The organism is Bradyrhizobium sp. SZCCHNR1093 (assembly GCF_032381175.1).
In the GTDB taxonomy this organism is placed as follows: Bacteria; Pseudomonadota; Alphaproteobacteria; order Rhizobiales; family Xanthobacteraceae; genus Bradyrhizobium.
In genome coordinates this window covers 58882-77258 of sequence record NZ_JAUHJJ010000013.1, presented here as the reverse complement: position 1 = coordinate 77258, position 18377 = coordinate 58882, and the positions used below count along the sequence as shown (strand labels likewise).

Sequence of the window (18377 nt, the reverse complement as noted above, 5' to 3'; positions counted from 1 at the left end):
CGAGCGTAGCGCCGCCATGCCGCAATGTGGGCCTCACACTCGGTGTCGTCCCGGGCAAGTCCGGCAACGCACAGCGTTGGCGGACGCCGACCCGGGATCCATACGCCGCGGCGGATGTGGCTGGGCGAGATGGGGCGGCCATCGTGCCCCGAACTTTTCCCGGGGGTTATGGGTCCCAGATCGGCGCGCGCGTACCGCGCGCTTGTCCGGGACGACACTGAGGATTTCGCGGGCGGCCAGGAGCGTGACAGCCGAGAGCCTTATTGCACCCCGCTTCGCGCACCCCTGACCAGTCGACCCGGCCGCGCGCCCGTCGCCTCGCCGTGGCGGCGCGTCACCACGCCCGACACGATCGTCGCCTCATAGCCGTCGACATCCTGCATCAGGCGGCGACCGCCGACCGGCAGGTCGTAATGCACCTTGGGCGGATGCAGGTGCAGCCGGTCGTAGTCGATGACGTTGATATCCGCCTTGTAGCCTGGCGCGAGCAGGCCGCGATCGTCGAGGCCGACCGAGAGCGCGGTCTTGCGCGACTGCGCGGCGACGACGAAGGGAATCGACAGTCTGTCGCCGCGCTTGCGGTCGCGGGTCCAGTGCGTCAGCAGATAGGTCGGGAAGCTGGCATCGCAGATGATGCCGCAATGCGCGCCGCCATCGCTCAGGCCCGGCACGCTGCGCGGATCGCGCAGCATCTCATAGGTGGCATCGAGATTGCCGTCGGAATAGTTCAGGAACGGCACGTAGAGCATGCCCCGTCCGTTGTCCGTCAGCATCGCGTCATAGGCCAGCTCCTCGGGACGACAGCCGCGCGTGCGGGCCTGGGCGCCAAGCGACCGTTCCGGCGGCTGCTCATAGTCCGGCGGATCGCCGAGCAGGTACATTTTGTCGTAGTTCGGCTTGAAGAACAGCGGGTCGTCAGTCGCGCTGGCCTGCTCGCTCAGGATGGCCGCGCGCAGCGCCGGATCGCGCATCCGCGCGACGCGCTCCGCCAGCGGCAGATGCGCGATCGCCTGGTAGCTCGGATGCGTCTGCAGCGGGTTGCGCGACAGCTCCAGCCCGAGCAGCAGCCCGACCGGGCGCGCCGCGATCTGCGCCGTCACCGACAGGCCGCGCGCGGCGGCGGCGTTGATTTCGGCCAGCGTCTGCCGCCAGCGTTGCGGCGCGCGGTCGTTCTGCGTCACCGAGAACGAGATCGGGCATTTCGTCGTGTCGGCGATGCGCAGCATCATCGGCAGGTCTTCGTGGATGGTGGAGATGTCGAGCACGAATTGCAGCACGCTGCGGCCGGCGCCGTGCATGGCCTGCGCGATCGTCGTCAACTCGTCCTCGCCGGCCTTGAGCGTCGGCGTGTAGTCACCGGTCGATGTCCGATGGTTGAGCGTGCGCGAGGTCGAGAAGCCGAGCGCGCCGGCGTTGACCGCATCGCGTGCCAGCGCCGCCATGGCGCGGTTGTCGTCGGCGGTGGCCGGATCGCGGCGCGCGCCGCGCTCGCCCATGACATAGACGCGCAGCGCCGCATGCGGCAGCTGCGCGCCGATGTCGAGATCGAAGGTGCGCTTGCCGAGCCACTCCATGTAGTCCGGAAAGCTCTCCCATTCCCAGGGAATGCCGGCTTCGAGCACCGGCTCGGGAATGTCCTCGACGCCCTCCATCAGCTGGATCAACCGCTGATGATCGGCTGGCCGGCACGGCGCGAAGCCGACACCGCAATTGCCCATGATCGCGGTGGTGACGCCGTTCTGCGACGACGGCGAGATGTCGTGGCTCCAGGTCACTTGGCCGTCGTAATGGGTGTGAACGTCGACGAAGCCTGGGGTCACAAGTTTGCCGCGTGCGTCGATCTCCTCGCGTCCGGCGCCGCCGACCTTGCCGACCTCGATGATGCGACCGTTCGAAATCGCGACATCGGCGTCGTAGAGATCGCCGCCGGAGCCATCGGCAACGGTTCCGCCGCGGATCACGAGATCTGGCTGCGTCATGGCGTGTCTTCCCCGGTCGTTGTTGTTATGGGCACATCATCGGCGGGAAGGCGATGATGTCAACATACGGGGAAGAGGCAGCAGCCTTGCGTCAGCGACCTGATTGTAGGGTGGGCAAAGCGGCGCCATAGGCGGCGCGTGCCCACCACCGCGAGCGGGATGGTGGGCACGGCGCGCGATGCTGTCGTCAATCACGACGAGCGTGCCAGGCGCCTTTGCCCACCCTACAAGAAACCTACGCCTTCGCCTTCCTCGGCTCGGTGAAGAACGCGAGCACGATCGTCAGCAGCATGAACACGACGGAGGCGCCGAACACCCAGCGCGGCGCGTTCATGTCCATGATCCAGCCGAACAGCAGCGGACTGACCACGCCGGCGAAGTTGAAGCCGGTGGAGACGATGCCGAAGGCGCGGCCGGCGGCACCCGGAGGGGCGGCGTTGCGCACCAGCATGTCGCGCGACGGCGCGATCACGCCGCTCATGAAGCCCGCGACCAGCATGATCGTCGTGAGCAGCACGGTCGGCAGGTTGATGAAAGTGATCATCAGCACCAGCACGGCGTTGATCGCATAGGCGACGGCCGCGACCAGATTGTGATGGCGGATGCGGTCGGCGAGCTGGCCGCCGGCGAGCACGCCGACGGCGCTGGCGCCGAGGAACGCGGTCAGTGCGATGTTGGCGGTCGAGAACGAGATGCCGTAGCCGTTCATGAGCGCGACAACGCCGAAGCTGGCGATGCCGGCGTTGGACAGGCTGAGCAGCATGAAGAACACGGTCAGCAGCATCAGCATCGGCGTCAGCAGGCTAGGCTGTTTCACCTTGCTGCCGTCGGCGCCGGTGTGATGCGGATGCGGCGGCACCTCGGGCACGTTGCCGACGAGCAGCAGCAGCGCGGCGAGCGGTCCGACCAGGCCGGCCGCGATCAGCGCGCCGGAGCCGCCGACGGTGGTGACCAGCGCCGCCATCACGGCGGGCGCGACGGCGCCGCCGAGATAGCCGGCGAAGGTATGCACACCGAACGCGCGGCCCATGCGCTTCTCTTCCATGTGCGCGGCCAGCAGCGCGTAGTCGGAGGGATGGTAGACCGCGTTGGCGAGGCCGAGCAGCACCGCCGAGACGACAAGACTGGCATAGCTCAGATAAACGCCGAGCATCGCCAGCGACAGGCCACCGAGCGTCAGGCCGATCAGCAGGATGCGGCGGGCACCGGCGCGGTCGACCAGATAGCCGACGGGCGCCTGGGTCAGGGCCGAGACGACCGCGAACACGGTGAGCGGAAAGCCGAGCTCGATGTAGCCGACGCCGAGCTTCTCCTTCAGGTAGGGAAACAGCATCGGCAGCACCAGCATGTGCAGATGGCTGACCCAGTGCGCCAGCGAGATCAGCGCCAATGTGCGCAGCGGCGAGGCGGTTCGGACCGGAGCACCGGCATGTTGCGATGCGGCAAGAACGTCAGCCATGGTCGATCCGTTTGGCTCCCGGCGTCAGTGATGGTCCTGAAGGGCGCGTTGCCGGCAAATCACCAAGGGCTGCCGAATAATGGGCGCGCGACACAACGCCACACTATCGGATTACGGTTCATTGTCCACGAACGCGCGCGCATGGCACCTGCGCGCGCCGGCCGGCATTTTCGGTGCACGGCGACGATTCGGCCAGCCATTCTGGCGCAATGCATGCGCCACGCCGCTCAGGACAGCGATGCAAAGCCAGGATTGCCGTCGACGCCCGAGAGCGTGACCTTGTTAGTTCCGACCAGCACCAGCTGACCGTTGCGCAGGTGGCTCGCGACCACATCCCAAACCGGCTTGCCGTCCTGTGCGTTCATCGAGGCCCAGCCGGCGACCTTGTAGCTCTTGCGGGCGTCCAGCGGACGGCCATCGTCGAGCGTGAGATCGGAGATGCGGCGGCCGATCGGCTCGGCGGGCGCGCAACGGTAGGACAGGCCGCCCGTGCGCACCATGTCGCCGCCCTGCTGCAGATAGGGATCGGCGTTGAACAGGTTGTCGCAGACGTCCTCGAGCACGTCCTTGATCTCTGCACCGGTCATTCGCTGCACATAAGTCTCGGGATAGGTGATCGCGGTCTGCGCCAGCACGTCCTCCAGCAGGATGGATTGGTTCGCGAGCAGCGTCGGACCCCAGCGGAATCCGGGCGACAGCGCGATCTCGGCATCGAGCTCGCGGCGCAGCGCCGCGCAGATCAGGTCGTCGGTCGCGCCTTCAAAATTGCCGCGCCGGTACAGCAGCCGGTCCGACGTCGCGAGCTTCTCGCTCCAGGCCGCGACCTGCGGCTGCTGGGTCTGGTCGATCAGCGCCTGCATCGCAGGATCGGGCTTCAATAGCTCCGAGTAGATGGGCAGCAGCCGGTAGCGCGCGTCGGCGACGCGTCCTTTGCCGACGTCGAGATCGAGCACGGCGAGGAATTTGCCGTTGGAGCCGGCACTGGTGACGAGCGTCGCGCCCTTGGCATTGCTGACCGCGACCGGTTGCGGAACCGCGTCATGGGTATGGCCGCCGAGGATGACGTCGATGCCGGTGACGCGGCCCGCGAGCTTGAGGTCGACATCCATGCCGTTATGCGACAGCAGGATCACGGCATCGACCTTGTCGGCGCCGCGCAGGCCATCGACCAGCTTCTGCAGCTCCTCCTCGCGGATGCCGAACGTCCAGTCCGGCGTGAAGCGGCGCGGATGCGCGATCGGCACGTAGGGAAAGGCCTGGCCGATCACGGCAATGCGGGCGCCGCCGATCTCCTTGATGGTGGCCGGCTTGAATACGCGGCCGGAGCCGTGATCGAACGCCTTGGCGTCGTTGAACGCGGCCTCCTCGGTCAGGAACACGTTCTGCGCCAGGAACTCGCCCTTGAAGCGGGCGAGGTTGGCGCGCAGCGCCTCCTCGCCATAGGTGAACTCCCAGTGCCCGGTCATGGCGTCGATGCCGAGCAGGTTGGCGGCGCTCACCATGTCGGCGCCCCGCATCGCATTGGCAAGTCCGGTGCCCTGCCAGAGATCGCCGCCATCGAGCAGCACCGAGCGATGGTCTCCGGCATCGGCGCGCAGCTTGTCGACCAGGGTTTTCAGATGCGCGAAGCCGCCCATCCGGCCGAAGCGCCCGGCGTACTTCTCGAACTCGAACGAGGTGAACGCGTAAGCCTCGGCGCTGTCGGGCCGGATGCCGTAGCGGTCGAGGAAGGCGCGCTCGACCAGATGCGGCGGCCGTCCCCACATCTCGCCAATGCCGAGATTGACGCTGGGCTCGCGGAACAACAGCGGTCGAAGCTGCGCATGCGTGTCCGTGATGTGCAGGATGCGGGCGTTGCCGAATTTCTCGATGTCGTAGAGGCTGACGGTGTCGGCGGCGCGGGCGTTGCGCAGCAGCGCCGGCGCGGCGAGCGCGGCGGCAACTGATGCTTGCAGAAAGTCCCGGCGCCGAATCATGGCTCGCGTCCTAGATCACGATGCGATTCCATGGAATCGCGTCGTGAGCTATCCCTTTGCTTGAGCATGATCTCCGCATAAACGCCTTCGGCGCTTGTGCGAGGGAAAGCCGGTTTCCACTTTTCCGGATCATGCTCTACCTGATCTCCATGTCCTTCCAGCGCTGCTTCTCGCTGGTGGCCTGGACGATCGATGCCTTGGCGAGCGCCTCGGCCTCCTGCGCCGATTTCAGCGCAGAATCGAAATTGCCGGAATCGGCTGCCTTCTTCGCGGCATTGAGTGCGGCCTGGGTCACGGTCCATTGGTTGCGCAGACGTCCGGCTTCCTTGTTGGCGCTCTCGGCCGCCGCGACAGCCGCGAGATAGTCGGCCTCCGACGCGGCCCGCGCGGAGCCGGCGCCGACCGCTGATACCATCATGGCGAACACGATCTTTTTCATGACGCTTGCTGTCTTGACATTTGTCATGGCCGCGCTCCCGGTCCTGAAACCGGCAGGCCGTTCGACACGTAGGACAGATAGTATTCGAGGTTGCGGTATTCGTCCGATTGCGGCTCCAGCGGCACGGCGCGCGTCTGGCTGTTGCAGGTGACGAAGCGCCGGCTGATCGTGCCCATGCCGCTCCATTCCGAGCGGTAGATCGGCATCGCGTTGAGGATGCCGAGCGCCGGCGCCAGGATCTCTGCGCGGATCCGCTCGCCAGGGCTCTGCACATGGCAGCTCGCGCAGGAGAAGTTCAACTGGCCGCGGCGGGTGTAGAAATATTCCTTGCCCTTCTCGAACGCCTCGAGCGCACGCGGATCGTCGGGGATATTGATGTCGAAACGCTTGCCGCGCGACGTGTACGCCATGTAGGCGGTCAGCGATGCCATCTCGTCCTTGACGTAGGAGTAGGGCTGCTCGCCATTGGCCTCGCGGCAGCGATTCAGCGCCAGCTCGAGGGTGATGACCTTGCCTTCCTTGTCGTCGAAATAGGGATAATTCTGGCGGATGCCGATGCCGCCGTTCGGGAAGCAGTCGGCATAGGTCTTGCCGTTCTTGAACGGCTTGGCGAACATCTCCTTGCCGGTATCGAGCGCGAACTCGTAAGGCGGAAACTGCTCCTTCTCCTCCCACTGCTTGCGCATGTCGGCGTTCATTGAATACGGCCCGTTGACGAAATCGTCGAACGCTACCTTCGGAAACTTCTTGATGAAGTAATCCTGGAACGCCTTGGCGTCGGCAGCCGGGTTCGGCTTGTCCGCGGCCGCAGCGCCGGAGGCGCCGAGAGCGAGCGCGGCCGCGACAGTCAGCGCGAGGCGCAGCGCCCTCATTGGATCGTCGCCGTCAGGCTGTCGGTCGCGCCCTTGCTGTCGACCCAGCTCACCTTGAGCTCGTCGCCCTTGGCCGCGCCCTTGAAGGCGAACTTGACATAGGGGTCCTTCGACACCGCGGTGCCCCAATCGGCCAGGAACACCGTCTTGTCCTTGTGCACGAAGGTGAGCTGCTGGATGTAGTGCGCCGGGATCAACTCGCCCTTGGCGTCCTTGACCAGGCCCGTATCCATCGGGTGCTGGATCAGGGTCTGGACCTCGGCGATGTCGCCGTTCAAGACGGCGCGGACGCGGATGCTCGATGCCATGATGATCTCCTGACCTTAGCCGCCGCAGCCGCCGACGGTGACCTTGACCTCCTTGGTCGCGCTGTAGAGCTTGCCGCCGGATTCGACGAGCGCGATCACGTTGGAGGTCTTGGCCATCTTGAGCCGGTTCGCCACCGCGGGCACGGTGCCCTCGGGGATGTGGTACGACGCCGCCAGCGCGAATGGATTTTCGCTGACGATGAAGGCGATCGAGGTCACGTTCGGCAGCGACGTCGTCACCGCGATCGGTACCACGCCGCCGTTCTCGGCGATCTCCGGCGCGTCGAGCTTGATCTTGTCGGACGCTTCGTGGTCGCGGCCGTACAGCGCCTTGACCGCGTCAGACGCATTCTTCTGCTTGAAGGCATCTTCCGGATATTTGTTGTCGTTGGTCGCGGCGAAGGCGGGCGCGGCGTGCAGCACGGCGTTGCCGAGGCCGATCAGCGCGACGAGGCCGGCGCCCTTCAGGAACAGGCGGCGGTGGGCCAACGGGCCGAACGAGGCAGTCATGGCGGTCTCCAAACGGAATCAGAGGGTCTGCAGGAAGTCGACGATGGCGCTGATTTCCTGCTCGGTCAGGATGCGGTTGCGGCCGAACGGCGGCATCACCGTCAGCGGATTGCGCCTGGTCTCGTCGTTGAGAATCGCGATCAGCTCGGCGCGGTCGTATCTTGCCTTGAGGTTCTCGAGCTTCGGGCCGATCGAGCCCGGCAGGTCGCCGCCCTTGATCTCGTGGCAGGTCAGGCAGTTGCCCTTGCCGCGGTCGAAGGCGAGCTTCTGGCCGTCGACGGCACCGGACTGGGCGTGAGCGGCCATGGACATGGCGAGCGAGAGCCCCATCGCCAGGGCGGTACGCAGGACAGGTGTGATCAAGGTGGAGTTCCGACGTCTCGGTGATCTCGGCAATATAGGCGCTGCAAAGCATAAAGACCATCGGCTGACAATGCAGCTATGGTGGCCGCCGCAACGCGGTTAACGAGGGCCGTTCATGGGGCGGCCGGGAGAATGGGCATGGCGGAGTATGTCGTGGAGTTCGGCCGGGACGGCCGGCCGGTGGAACCGGACGGACGGCTGGACGCGGCCGCCTTCCACCGCAACCACCAGCCGATCTGGGCGGTGTTGGGACGGCTGCTCGCGGGCAAGACCGGCGACGTGCTGGAGGCCGGCAGCGGCACCGGCCAGCATGTCGTGCATTTCGCCTCGCAGCGGCCGGATCTGACGTGGTGGCCGAGCGACCTCAACGCCAACCACCTCGCCAGCATCGCGGCGTGGCGAAGGCATGCCGGGCTGTCGAACATCCGTGATGCCCAGCGCATCGACTTGTCAGATCCCGGCTGGCCTGCGGCGTTCCGCGCCGCGGGCGGGCCTTCGCAGCTCACCGCGATCTTTTGTGCCAATGTGATTCACATCGCGCCGTGGTCGGTGGCGGAGGGATTGTTCGCCGGCGCCGGGCAGGCGCTGTCGGCGGACGGCGTGCTCGTGCTCTACGGCCCGTTCAAGCGCGCCGGCAAGCACACCGCGGTCAGCAATGCCGTGTTCGATACCTCCCTGCGCGAGCACAATCCGGACTGGGGGGTGCGCGACATCACCGACCTCGAAGCGCTTGCCGCGCGCCACGGGCTCGCCTTGCGCGAGACGATAGAGATGCCGGCCAACAATATGATCCTGGTGTTCGCGCGGGCTGCTTGAAGGCTGCGTCGTCGCCCTCGGCGCCGCGCGATGACCGTGAAGAGAGCCGTTTACTCCATCTCCAGCCCGACATGTCGCGCCAGAAACCGCGTGCCCAACGTGATGAAGCCGGCGCGCTCGCGGTTGTCGGTGCCGTAGCCATGGCCGCCGGCGGCGGGTTCGTAGAACCAGGCATCGTAGCCCATGGCCTGCAGCTTGGCGGTCATCTTGCGCGCGTGGCCCGGATGGACGCGGTCGTCGCGCCGCGTGGTCGCGATCAGGATCGGCGGATAGGCCTGGCCGGACGTTGCGGTGTGATAGGCCGAGTAGGTCGACAACCAGCTCCAATCCTCGTCGCTGTCGGGATCGCCATATTCGGCGATCCAGCTCGCGCCGGCGAGCAGCTTGCTGTAGCGGCGCATGTCGATCAGCGGGATGGTGCAGAACAATGCGCCAAAGCGCTCGGGGTAGCGCACCAGCATGTTGGTGATCAGGATGCCGCCATTGGAGCCGCCTTGCGCCGCGATGCGCTTCGGCACCGTGACGCCGCGGCGGACGAGATCGGCCGCAACGGCGGCGAAATCATCATGCGCGAGCCGCTTGCCGGCATAACGGCCGGCGTCGTGCCAGGCGGTGCCGAACTCGCCGCCGCCGCGGATGTTGGCCTCGACCAGGGTACCGCCACGCTCGAGCCACAGCTTGCCCAGCGCCGCATTGTAGGCCGGACGGAGCGTGTGACCGAAGCCGCCATAGGCGCTCATGTGCACCGGCGCGTCGCCTGTCAGCTCGGCCGGCCCGGTCTGGGTGTAGGGAATACGCTCGCCATCCACCGAGATCGCCTCGTGTCGCGTGACGACGTGCCCCTCGGCGCTGAAGGTGCGAGGCGCCTGCTTCAGCACGATCGGCGCGGCCAAGCCCTCGATCAGTAGCAGCGACGGCGGCGTCAGCGGATCCTGGATGTTGGCGAGCAGGTCGCCATTGCTTTCCGCCTCGTCGGTGTCGAGCCGCCAGACGTCGACCGTCGCGATCTCCGGCAGGCCGGGGAGCCGCTCGCAGCTCCACGCTTCCGGTGACGGCGTCCACACCTCGAACCTTGCCCTGAGCTCGTCGAGGATCGACAGCACCAGCCGGTCGCCGGCCCAGGACAGGCCCTGCAGCGCACGTCGCTGCGCCGGCTCGAACACCCGGGTGAAATCGCGGCGCCCGGCAAGGAATGCCGACAGCCGGAGGCCGAGCACCACATCTGCAGGATGGGTGACCTCGCCGACGGTCCAGGGCTGGCGCAGCTTGACCGCCATCCAATCGCCATGCGCTGACATCCAGCAGTCGGTCGGCAGGTCGAGCTTGGTCCGCGCGCCGCTGCCGTCGCCGAGCCATAGATGCTGGTTGAAGAAGTCGATGCCCTCGGCGAACCACACCCGCGCCGGCGCGACGCTGCGATCGACACCGACATGCACCCATGTCGACTGGCTGCCTTCGGCGGCGAAGATCACCTCCGCCTGCTCGACCGGCTGGCCGCGCCGCCAGCGCCGCACCGTCCGCGCGTAGCCCGACGGCGTCGCCATGCCCGCGCCGAACGCGCTCGCCAGCAGCAGGGTGTCGGCATCGAGCCAGGCGGCGCCGCCCTTGGCCTCCGGGAGCGTGAAGCCGCCCGTGACGAAGTGCTTCGTCGCGAGGTCGAACTCGCGCAGCACCACGGCGTCGCTGCCGCCGCGCGACAGGCTCAGCATGGCGCGCTCATGCGCCGGCGGCAGGCTCGAGACCCCGTTCAGCGCCCAGTCCTCGCCTTCGTCGGCAGCGAGTCGGTCGATGTCGAGCAGGTCATCCCATTGCGGTTGCGCCTCGCGGAACTCCGCCATCGTCGTGCGCCGCCACACGCCGCGCGGATGCGCCGCGTCCTTCCATTGATTGTACAGCAGCCCGCCGCGGCGGCTCACGAATGGGATGTTGTCCGGCCGGTCCAGGATGGCGGCCAGCGCGTCGCGGTCGTGTTCGAAGGCCGCGTCGCCGAACGCGGCGAGCGTGCGCTGGTTCTGCGCTGTGACGAAGGCGAGCGCACGCTCGCCGTCGATCTCCTCGAGCCACAGATACGGATCGTCATCGGGCGCCGCGATGGTCGGACGATCGTCGATTGACATGGCTCAAGCTCCGCGGGCGCCGTTGACGCGAGAATACCATTTGATTAGCCGGGCCGGCCGGGAGTGTCGAATCACGCTCCGTGGCGCGTTCGCCGCCCGCATGGCTTGTCTCCGTTCGCGCCCGTTGCCTCGGGCGCGCGCTTCCCGCAATAGTGCGGCCAAACCAGCAAAGCGGGAGCGTGCGCCCCACGCCTCCGGATACCCGAGATGATCGATCTGACCGTGAGCGAAGACACCTCCGATGATGCCCGCGCCCGCCGCAACGTGGCGCGGCTCGCGGCCGCCCAGGCGCTGACCGGCGCCAACTCGGCCGTGATCTTCGCCACCGGTGCGATCGTCGGCGTCACGATCGCGCCGAGCATCGGGCTCGCGACCGTGCCGATCTCGATGTACGTCGTCGGCCTCGCCGCCGGCACCCTGCCGACCGGCGCGATCTCGCGCCGCTATGGCCGCCGGGCGGCCTTCCTGATCGGCACCGGCTGCGGCGCCGTCACCGGCGTGCTCGGCTGCCTCGCCATTCTCCGCAGCTCGTTCGCGCTGTTCTGCCTGGCGACCTTCCTCGGCGGTTTTTACGGCGCGGTCGCGCAATCCTATCGCTTCGCGGCGGCCGATGGCGCCAGCGCGACGTTCCGGCCCAAGGCGGTGTCGTGGGTGATGGCGGGCGGCATCTTCGCCGGTCTGCTCGGTCCGCAGCTCGTGCAGTGGACCATGGACGTCTGGCAGCCCTATCTGTTCGCGTTCAGCTATCTGGTCCAGGCGGCGGTCGCGCTGGTCGCGATGGGGATCGTCGCCGGCGTCGATCTGCCGAAGCCTGAAGCTGCCGATCTCCATGGCGGCCGGCCGCTGTCCGAGATCGTGCGCCAGCCGCGCTTCATCGCAGCCGCCCTGTGCGGCACCATCGCCTATCCGGTGATGAACCTGGTGATGACCTCGGCACCTTTGGCGATGCAGATGTGCGGGCTCACGGTGTCGGATTCCAATTTCGGCCTGCAATGGCACATCGTCGCGATGTACGGCCCGAGCTTCTTCACGGGATCGCTGATCGCGCGCTTCGGCGCGCCCGTCATCGTCGCGGTCGGCCTCGCGCTGGAAGCGGTCGCAGCGGTGATCGGTCTGTCCGGCCTCACCGCGATGCATTTCTGGGCCACGCTGGTGGCGCTCGGGGTGGGGTGGAATTTCGGCTTCGTCGGCGCCTCCGCGCTGGTGCTGGAGACGCATACATCCGCCGAGCGCAACAAGGTGCAGGCGTTCAACGATTTCCTGATCTTCGGCCTGATGGCGCTGGGCTCGTTCTCGTCGGGCCAACTGCTCGCGAATTTCGGCTGGTCGGCGGTGAACCTCGTGGTCTTCCCACCGGTGCTGCTGGGCTTGTGCGTGCTGGCACTGGTGTGGTCGTCGAAGCGCCGTGATGCGCGGCTCGCGGCAGTGGATGTGGCGGAGCGGGGGTAGAGGCGGTGCGAGCTCGCACGGCGTACACAGTATGCTCCCCTCCCCCTTGCGGGGAGAGGTCGGGGGTGGGGGTCCACGAGTCGTGCTCTCTCCGTGAGAGATCGACCCCATCGAGCGCCTCTGTTGTCCCTGTGCGCGTAGGATCATGGTGGCTGGAAGGCCTTCTACGCTTCTGAAGCACTGAGGCCCTGGACATGTCAAAAGGCGTGCTCAACGACGTTCAGCGCGCGTGGACCCCCACCCCCCAACCCCTCCCCGCAAGGGGGAGGGGAGTTCACCGCGGTCGCGGCAAAATGGCGACTCCAATGAGCGAAAATGTGTACGCAATAGTCGCTCTCCTACAAGGAGAGGCGTACTTATCAGCACCGCTCTTCAGCACATTCACGCCTCACTTCAACTCCGACACCTCGCCCTCCGGCAGGTTGAAGTCGAACGCGTTCAGCGTCATCGAGACCATCGTGTAGTAGCCGCACAGGCCGATGATCTCGACCAGGCCGCGCTCGCCGAGCAGCGCGATCGCCTCCTTGTACAGCGCATCGGTCAGCCCGTGGCCCTCATGCAATGACTTGGCAACGTCGTAGATCATCTTCGCCTTGGGATCGGAAAACGCCGGCGTGCGGCGGTCGCGAATGGCGTCGATGATCTTGATGTCGAGGCCACCCGCCAGCGCCAGGCGCTTGTGCGCGTACCATTCGTAATGCGCGGTCCAGTGCCGCGCCGTCACCAGGATCGCGATCTCCGACAATGCTGCGGGAAACACCGTGTCGTAGCGCAGGAAGGCGCCGAGCCGTGTCGCATGCCGCGCCATCTCCGGACTATTGAGCCAGGCCATCATCGGCGGCGGTGGCGCGCCGCGCTTGCTGGCGATCGACTCGTCATAGGTCTGGCGCTGGTCGGCGCTCATTTCGCCGGGCGAAAGAAGTTTCAGGCGCATGTCGGTGTCCTCATATTTCGGGCGGCGGCATCATGACCATAGAACGCCATGCAAGGCGAGGGCGTACCGCCCTTGCGGCGACATCGATGTTGAAATCCAGGAAGCGCTGAGGTTAGGTCGTTGCCAACGACAGCAATCATGGAAACGCGCGAGGACCAGACATGGCCGATCTCGACACATTCCGCCGCGAAACGCGCTCCTGGCTGGAGGCCAATTGTCCGCCAGAGATGCGCCGCCCGATGACCTCCGAGGAGGACACGTTCTGGGGCGGCCGCAATGCAAAATTCTCCTCCGAGCCGCAGCGCGTCTGGTTCGAGCGCATGCGCGATAAGGGCTGGACGGTACCGCACTGGCCGAAGGAATATGGCGGCGGCGGTCTCGACGGCGAGGAGGCCAAGATCGTGCGCCAGGAGATGGCGGCGATCGGCGCTCGCGCCCCGATCACGTCGTTCGGCATCTCGATGCTCGGGCCGGCGCTACTGAAATACGGCACCGACGAACAGAAGCGCGAGCACCTGCCCAAGATCACCGCCGGCCTCATTCGCTGGTGCCAGGGCTATTCTGAGCCGAATGCCGGCTCCGATCTCGCCTCCTTGCAGACGCGCGCTGAAAGCGACGGCGACGACTACATCATCAACGGCCAGAAAATCTGGACGTCCTACGCCAACTACGCCGACTGGATCTTCTGCCTGGTGCGCACCGATCCCGCGGCGAAGAAGCATGACGGCATCAGCTTCATCCTGTTCGACATGACGTCGAAGGGCGTCTCGACCAAGCCGATCCTCCTGATCTCCGGTCGCTCGCCCTTCTGCGAGACCTTCTTCGACAATATCCGGGTGCCCAAGGCCAATGTCGTGGGTCAGGTCAATCGCGGCTGGGACGTCGCCAAATATCTGCTGCAGCATGAGCGCGCGATGATCTCCGGCATGGGCGAGCGCGGCGGCAGCCGGCCGCTCGGCCAGGTCGCGGCGGACTCCGTCGGCAGCGACGGGCAGGGCCGGCTCGACGATGCGCTGCTGCGCGCCGAGATCGCGACCTTCGACGTCGACGAGGCTGCGCTCGCGGCCGCCGCCGAGCGCATGGTCGATCTCGCCAAGGCGGGGCAGGGCCATCCGGCGTTCTCGTCGGCGATGAAGTATTACGGCACCGAGCTCAACAAACGCCGGCACGAGCTGCTGATGGCGGCCGGCGGCATCGACGCGCTGGAATGGGAAAGCGAGCGCTCCAGCGAGGGCGCCCGCCCGCGTGCCTGGCTGCGCACCAAGGCCAACTCGATCGAAGGCGGCACGTCCGAAGTCATGCTCGGCATCATCGCCAAGCGCATCCTCGATCTGCCGGGGGCGTGAACTATTTCCCCTCATCCTGAGGAGCGCGCCTCTCGGCGCGCGTCTCGAAGGATGAGGCCCGGACGTTGGCCTCATGGTTCGAGACGGCGCTTGCGCGCCTCCTCACCATGAGGGTTGAGAGCGAACCGGTCAGACGCAGTTTTCAAGGGATTCGTGCCATGCCTCTCCTCCTCACCGAAGAACAATCCATGCTGCGCGACAGCGCGCGCGGCCTGATCTCAGATCACGCGCCGGTGTCGCACCTGCGCAAGCTGCGCGACAGCCGCGACGAGACCGGCTTCTCCAAAGAGCTCTGGGCCACCTTCGCCGAGATGGGCTTCGCCGGCCTGCTGGTGCCGGAGGAGCATGGCGGCTCCGCCCTCGGTGCGGTCGAGGCCGGTGTCGTGATGGAGGAGATCGGCCGCACCTTGATGCCGTCGCCGTTCCTGGCGACCGCGGTGCTGTCAGCCTCGGCGCTCACGCGCGCCGGCTCGGCGGCGCAGAAGTCGGAGTATCTGCCGAAGATCGCCAGCGGTGCGCTGCTGGCTGCGCTCGCGCTCGACGAAGGCGCCAAGCATCGTCCTCTGCACACCGCCCTGCAGGCCGTGCGCTCAGGCAATGGCTTCAAACTGAACGGCGCCAAGGCGATGGTGGTCGACGGCCACGTCGCTGATCTCCTGCTTGTCGTCGCCCGCAGCGCGGGCGCGCCGGGCGAGCGCGCGGGCCTGACCTTGTTCCTGGTCGATCCCAAGGCCAAGGGCGTTGCCATCGAGCGCACCATCATGGTCGACGCGCACAACGCGGCGCGCATCGGCTTCGATGATGTCGAGGTCACCGCGGATCATGTGCTCGGCGAGGTCGATGGTGGCGCGGCCGTGCTGAGCGGCGTGCTCGATCTCGGCCGCGGCGCGGTCGCCTCCGAGATGGTGGGTCTCAGCGAGGAGGTGTTCGGACGCACCGTCGCGTATCTCAAGGAGCGCAAGCAGTTCGGCAAGGCCATCGGCGAATTCCAGGCGCTGCAGCACCGTGCCGCGCAGCTCTATATCGAGATCGAGATCACCCGCGCCGCGGTGCTGAAGGCGCTGCAGACGCTCGACGCCGATTCCGCCGGCGCGACGGCCCCTGTGGCCGTCGCCAAGGCCCGCGCGGGCGCGACCGCGACCCGCGCGGTGCAGGAGGGCGTGCAGATGCATGGCGGCATGGGCATGACCGACCAGTTCGACATCGGCTTCTTCATGAAGCGCGCCCGGGTCTGCGAGGAGATGCTGGGCGATGCGAACTATCACGCAGCGCAGCTGGCTCAGCTCAGGGGGTACTAAGCAAGGCCGCTTGTCGGCACCCCGCCGACTCCACACGCTCAGCTGTCATCGTCCGCGAAGGTGGACGATCCAGTACGCCGAGAGAGGTGTGATTGACCGACAAGCCACAGCGTACTGGGTACCCCGCCTTCGCGGGGTACGACAGTGACTATCGACGGCAACAGCAGAGTTCGCAAAAAAAGAGCGCGCCATCACCGATGGCGCGCTCTCATTCGATCAATGATGCATCGCGGTCTTGGCCGGTGGCAGCAGCACCTTGTCGATGACGTGGATGACGCCGTTCGAGGCCATGACGTCGGCCTGCACCACATGCGCGTCGTTGACCTGCACGCCGAAGAAGGTGCCGTCGACGGCCACCGGCTGGCCTTGCGCGGTCTTTACGCTCAGCTTCTTGCCGGCGACGTCGCCCGCCTTCACCGCGCCGGGGATCACGTGATACTTCAGGATCGCGGCGAGCTTGCCCTTGTTCTTCGGCTTCAGGAGATCCTCGACCGTGCCGGGCGGCAGCGCGGCGAACGCCGCGTCAGTCGGCGCGAACACGGTGAAGGGGCCCTTGCTCTTCAGCACCGGCACGACGCCGGCGGCTTTGGCGGCGGCGACGAGCGTCGTGAACTGGCCGGCGCCGACGGCGGTATCGACGATGTCGGCAGCACGTGCCGCCGTTGCTGACATGGCGAGCGCGCCCAGCATCAACGCGCCAGCCACGAGCGAACGAAATCCCAGCGTCATTCGATTTTTTCCCTGTGAACTGAACTGATGAGTTGGCTGATGCGCAAACAGGATTTGCGGCCCTTGTTCGCCCTGTGATCCAGGGTCGCATCACCCCGACCGGATTGGTCATCCTCGTTACGATCGGTGGGCCCGGATGGATTTTCAGGGGTGGTCACGAACTCGTGAGCCTGCGCATCTGCGCGGTATATGGAGGCCGCGAGGCGGATGAATCCGCTGAACTAATTGGCCGATCCGCGCGAGCGAACTGCCCGTCGTGCCAATTTGTCGCAACCCGACGGGCGTTGTGTCGTCGGGCAAATCACCGGCACATTCCCCGCTGTCTTGGCCCACAAGAGGGACGCTTCGCGGTCGTCACGAGTGTCGGGCTGATGATGCGATGGCCGCATCGGATCGCAGCGTGAGCTTATCGCGCCGACGAACGATTGCGATGCGGACGGGAAGACGTGTGGTCCTGGCGCCTCGATGCTGGCGTCAAGTCGGCGGGTGATGATGATCCTGCCGGCGACGGTGGCTAACTGTGGTCTTCCAGGAGGTTGTCCATCCGGTCTGAACCGAGGAAGCTGAGGTTGCGAAGCTTCAGTGTTCCAAGGAGAGACCAGATGGACGTCCACAAGAATGCGCCTATGACACCGAAAGGTCGAGAGGCGATGGTGCGGAGTGTCGTTGAGGGTGGGCTGAGCTATGCTGAAGCTGCTTACCAGTACAATACGACGCCGAAGACCGTAGCCAAATGGGTGAAGCGGTTCCGCGAGGAAGGTGTCGAGGGATTGCTCGATCGCTCCTCCAGACCGCACTCATCGCCAGGCCAAACCACTGCTGCCACATGTACCGCTATCGAGGCTTTGCGCCGTCAGCGCCACACGGGCAAGCAGATTGCGGCTGAGGTTAAGGTGTCGCCGGCCACGGTCAGCCGCGTTCTGCGACGACTGGGGTTGAACCGAATCCGTGATCTGGAACCGATCGAACCCGTGCGTCGCTATGAGCACGCTGCGCCGGGCGAGATGATCCATATCGATATCAAAAAGCTCGGCCGTTTCGCGCAAAGCGGCCATCGCGTCACCGGCAATCGGAACGGCTATAGTCATTGTCGCGGACTTGGCTGGGAGTACATGCATGTCTGCATCGATGACCACTCCCGTGTCGCCTTTTCACAGCTCAAGCCTGATCAGACCGCCGAGAGTGCTGTTGCGTTTCTCAAAGCCGCTGTCGCTCACTACAAGAGCTTGGGCGTTACCGTCACCCGCGTCATGACCGACAACGGTGGCTGCTATATCGGCTTCGATTTCGATAAGGCCTGCCGCGATATTGGTCTCAAGCATATCCGCACCAAGCCCTACACGCCCAGAACCAATGGCAAGGCTGAGCGCTTTATCCAGACAGCGCTCCGGGAGTGGGCCTATGCACACACCTATCCCACTTCCGATCAGCGCGCCGCGCAACTGCCCATCTGGCTGCACCAGTATAATTGGCACCGGCCTCACGGCGGCATAAACTCCCAGCCGCCTATCAGCAGACTCGGTTTAACCGAGGACAACCTCCTGAGGCTCCACAACTAACAAGCCGGACACCGGGGAGAGCGCGCCATAACCGTTAAAGCCATCGCGCAGGGAGGGCCGGGTCGTTCCGGCTGTACCTGTGGTTCCTGCCGCCTGCATTTTTTTCGCAGGCGGGCCACGGGCCTCAGCCGAGGCCCGGCCTTCCCTGCGCCCTCGATTTCCAGAGGGCGGACGAATTTGCAAAGTTCGGACGCGTGAGGCGTCGCGAGAAGGTCAGGCCATG

16 protein-coding genes are annotated in these 18377 nt (G+C 66.1%); 5 read left to right on the top strand and 11 right to left on the bottom strand.

The genetic code is table 11. The features are described from left to right. Positions 1 to 260: 260 nt before the first annotated feature. From QX070_RS29020 to soxX, 8 genes are all read right to left on the bottom strand, one after another. Positions 261 to 1979: an N-acyl-D-amino-acid deacylase family protein gene (locus QX070_RS29020; protein ID WP_315740571.1), complete on the bottom strand. Its 1719-nt coding sequence runs from the start codon at positions 1977 to 1979 to the stop codon at positions 261 to 263. Positions 1980 to 2214: 235 nt separating this feature from the next. After that, positions 2215 to 3438: an MFS transporter gene (locus tag QX070_RS29015; protein WP_315740570.1), complete on the bottom strand. Its 1224-nt coding sequence runs from the start codon at positions 3436 to 3438 to the stop codon at positions 2215 to 2217. Positions 3439 to 3665: 227 nt separating this feature from the next. Then, positions 3666 to 5414 carry a thiosulfohydrolase SoxB gene (gene soxB / locus QX070_RS29010; protein ID WP_315740569.1) on the bottom strand — a complete coding sequence of 583 codons (1749 nt, stop codon included), beginning with the start codon at positions 5412 to 5414 and terminating at the stop codon, positions 3666 to 3668. Positions 5415 to 5550: 136 nt separating this feature from the next. Beyond that, entirely contained in the window at positions 5551 to 5853 is a 303-nt protein-coding gene (locus QX070_RS29005) for a hypothetical protein (RefSeq protein ID WP_315740631.1), read from the bottom strand. A 23-nt stretch (positions 5854 to 5876) separates the two neighbouring features. Further along, complete coding sequence (soxA, locus tag QX070_RS29000; RefSeq protein WP_315740568.1) at positions 5877 to 6725, bottom strand: sulfur oxidation c-type cytochrome SoxA; 849 nt, start codon at positions 6723 to 6725, stop codon at positions 5877 to 5879. Continuing rightward, entirely contained in the window at positions 6722 to 7033 is a 312-nt protein-coding gene (gene soxZ / locus QX070_RS28995; protein ID WP_315740567.1) for a thiosulfate oxidation carrier complex protein SoxZ, read from the bottom strand. The genes soxA and soxZ overlap by 4 nt, the downstream gene beginning before the upstream one ends. Positions 7034 to 7048: 15 nt before the next feature. Then, positions 7049 to 7543, bottom strand: a complete 495-nt coding sequence (soxY, locus tag QX070_RS28990) for a thiosulfate oxidation carrier protein SoxY (protein WP_315740566.1) — start codon at positions 7541 to 7543, stop codon at positions 7049 to 7051. A gap of 18 nt (positions 7544 to 7561) precedes the next feature. Next, complete coding sequence (gene soxX, locus QX070_RS28985) at positions 7562 to 7855, bottom strand: sulfur oxidation c-type cytochrome SoxX (RefSeq protein ID WP_315717170.1); 294 nt, start codon at positions 7853 to 7855, stop codon at positions 7562 to 7564. Between the two features lie 189 nt (positions 7856 to 8044). On the opposite strand from soxX, the gene QX070_RS28980 reads away from it, so the two are divergent. Continuing rightward, positions 8045 to 8722, top strand: coding sequence for a DUF938 domain-containing protein (locus QX070_RS28980; RefSeq protein ID WP_315740565.1), 678 nt, complete (start codon positions 8045 to 8047; stop codon positions 8720 to 8722). A 50-nt stretch (positions 8723 to 8772) separates the two neighbouring features. Here QX070_RS28980 and QX070_RS28975 read toward each other — a convergent pair whose 3' ends face one another. Further along, a complete protein-coding gene (locus tag QX070_RS28975) occupies positions 8773 to 10839 on the bottom strand; it encodes a prolyl oligopeptidase family serine peptidase (RefSeq protein WP_315740564.1) in 2067 nt (688 codons plus the stop codon). 207 nt (positions 10840 to 11046) lie between these two features. Between QX070_RS28975 and QX070_RS28970 the strand changes: the two genes are divergently transcribed. Beyond that, a complete protein-coding gene (locus QX070_RS28970; protein WP_315740563.1) occupies positions 11047 to 12288 on the top strand; it encodes an MFS transporter in 1242 nt (413 codons plus the stop codon). A 388-nt stretch (positions 12289 to 12676) separates the two neighbouring features. On the opposite strand, the gene QX070_RS28965 is transcribed toward QX070_RS28970, so the two are convergent. After that, a complete protein-coding gene (locus QX070_RS28965; protein ID WP_315740562.1) occupies positions 12677 to 13222 on the bottom strand; it encodes a carboxymuconolactone decarboxylase family protein in 546 nt (181 codons plus the stop codon). A 161-nt stretch (positions 13223 to 13383) separates the two neighbouring features. On the opposite strand from QX070_RS28965, the gene QX070_RS28960 reads away from it, so the two are divergent. Then, positions 13384 to 14568, top strand: coding sequence for an acyl-CoA dehydrogenase family protein (locus tag QX070_RS28960; protein ID WP_315740561.1), 1185 nt, complete (start codon positions 13384 to 13386; stop codon positions 14566 to 14568). Positions 14569 to 14726: 158 nt separating this feature from the next. Further along, complete coding sequence (locus QX070_RS28955) at positions 14727 to 15866, top strand: acyl-CoA dehydrogenase family protein (RefSeq protein WP_315740560.1); 1140 nt, start codon at positions 14727 to 14729, stop codon at positions 15864 to 15866. Between the two features lie 216 nt (positions 15867 to 16082). Here QX070_RS28955 and QX070_RS28950 read toward each other — a convergent pair whose 3' ends face one another. Then, positions 16083 to 16538, bottom strand: a complete 456-nt coding sequence (locus QX070_RS28950; RefSeq protein WP_315740630.1) for a fasciclin domain-containing protein — start codon at positions 16536 to 16538, stop codon at positions 16083 to 16085. Between the two features lie 659 nt (positions 16539 to 17197). Here QX070_RS28950 and QX070_RS28945 point away from each other — a divergent pair. Next, positions 17198 to 18154 (top strand): IS481 family transposase, encoded by a 957-nt coding sequence (locus tag QX070_RS28945; protein ID WP_315740559.1) that lies wholly within the window; start codon positions 17198 to 17200, stop codon positions 18152 to 18154. The last annotated feature ends 223 nt before the right edge of the window (positions 18155 to 18377 follow it).

Bases quoted from the DNA above. Each gene is read 5' to 3' on its own strand.
- QX070_RS29020 (WP_315740571.1), bottom strand. From the start codon at position 1,979: ATGACGCAGCCAGATCTCGTGATCCGCGGCGGAACCGTTGCCGATGGC.
- QX070_RS29015 (WP_315740570.1), bottom strand. From the start codon at position 3,438: ATGGCTGACGTTCTTGCCGCATCGCAACATGCCGGTGCTCCGGTCCGA.
- soxB (WP_315740569.1), bottom strand. From the start codon at position 5,414: ATGATTCGGCGCCGGGACTTTCTGCAAGCATCAGTTGCCGCCGCGCTC.
- QX070_RS29005 (WP_315740631.1), bottom strand. From the start codon at position 5,853: ATGAAAAAGATCGTGTTCGCCATGATGGTATCAGCGGTCGGCGCCGGC.
- soxA (WP_315740568.1), bottom strand. From the start codon at position 6,725: ATGAGGGCGCTGCGCCTCGCGCTGACTGTCGCGGCCGCGCTCGCTCTC.
- soxZ (WP_315740567.1), bottom strand. From the start codon at position 7,033: ATGGCATCGAGCATCCGCGTCCGCGCCGTCTTGAACGGCGACATCGCC.
- soxY (WP_315740566.1), bottom strand. From the start codon at position 7,543: ATGACTGCCTCGTTCGGCCCGTTGGCCCACCGCCGCCTGTTCCTGAAG.
- soxX (WP_315717170.1), bottom strand. From the start codon at position 7,855: ATGTCCATGGCCGCTCACGCCCAGTCCGGTGCCGTCGACGGCCAGAAG.
- QX070_RS28980 (WP_315740565.1), top strand. From the start codon at position 8,045: ATGGCGGAGTATGTCGTGGAGTTCGGCCGGGACGGCCGGCCGGTGGAA.
- QX070_RS28975 (WP_315740564.1), bottom strand. From the start codon at position 10,839: ATGTCAATCGACGATCGTCCGACCATCGCGGCGCCCGATGACGATCCG.
- QX070_RS28970 (WP_315740563.1), top strand. From the start codon at position 11,047: ATGATCGATCTGACCGTGAGCGAAGACACCTCCGATGATGCCCGCGCC.
- QX070_RS28965 (WP_315740562.1), bottom strand. From the start codon at position 13,222: ATGCGCCTGAAACTTCTTTCGCCCGGCGAAATGAGCGCCGACCAGCGC.
- QX070_RS28960 (WP_315740561.1), top strand. From the start codon at position 13,384: ATGGCCGATCTCGACACATTCCGCCGCGAAACGCGCTCCTGGCTGGAG.
- QX070_RS28955 (WP_315740560.1), top strand. From the start codon at position 14,727: ATGCCTCTCCTCCTCACCGAAGAACAATCCATGCTGCGCGACAGCGCG.
- QX070_RS28950 (WP_315740630.1), bottom strand. From the start codon at position 16,538: ATGTCAGCAACGGCGGCACGTGCTGCCGACATCGTCGATACCGCCGTC.
- QX070_RS28945 (WP_315740559.1), top strand. From the start codon at position 17,198: ATGGACGTCCACAAGAATGCGCCTATGACACCGAAAGGTCGAGAGGCG.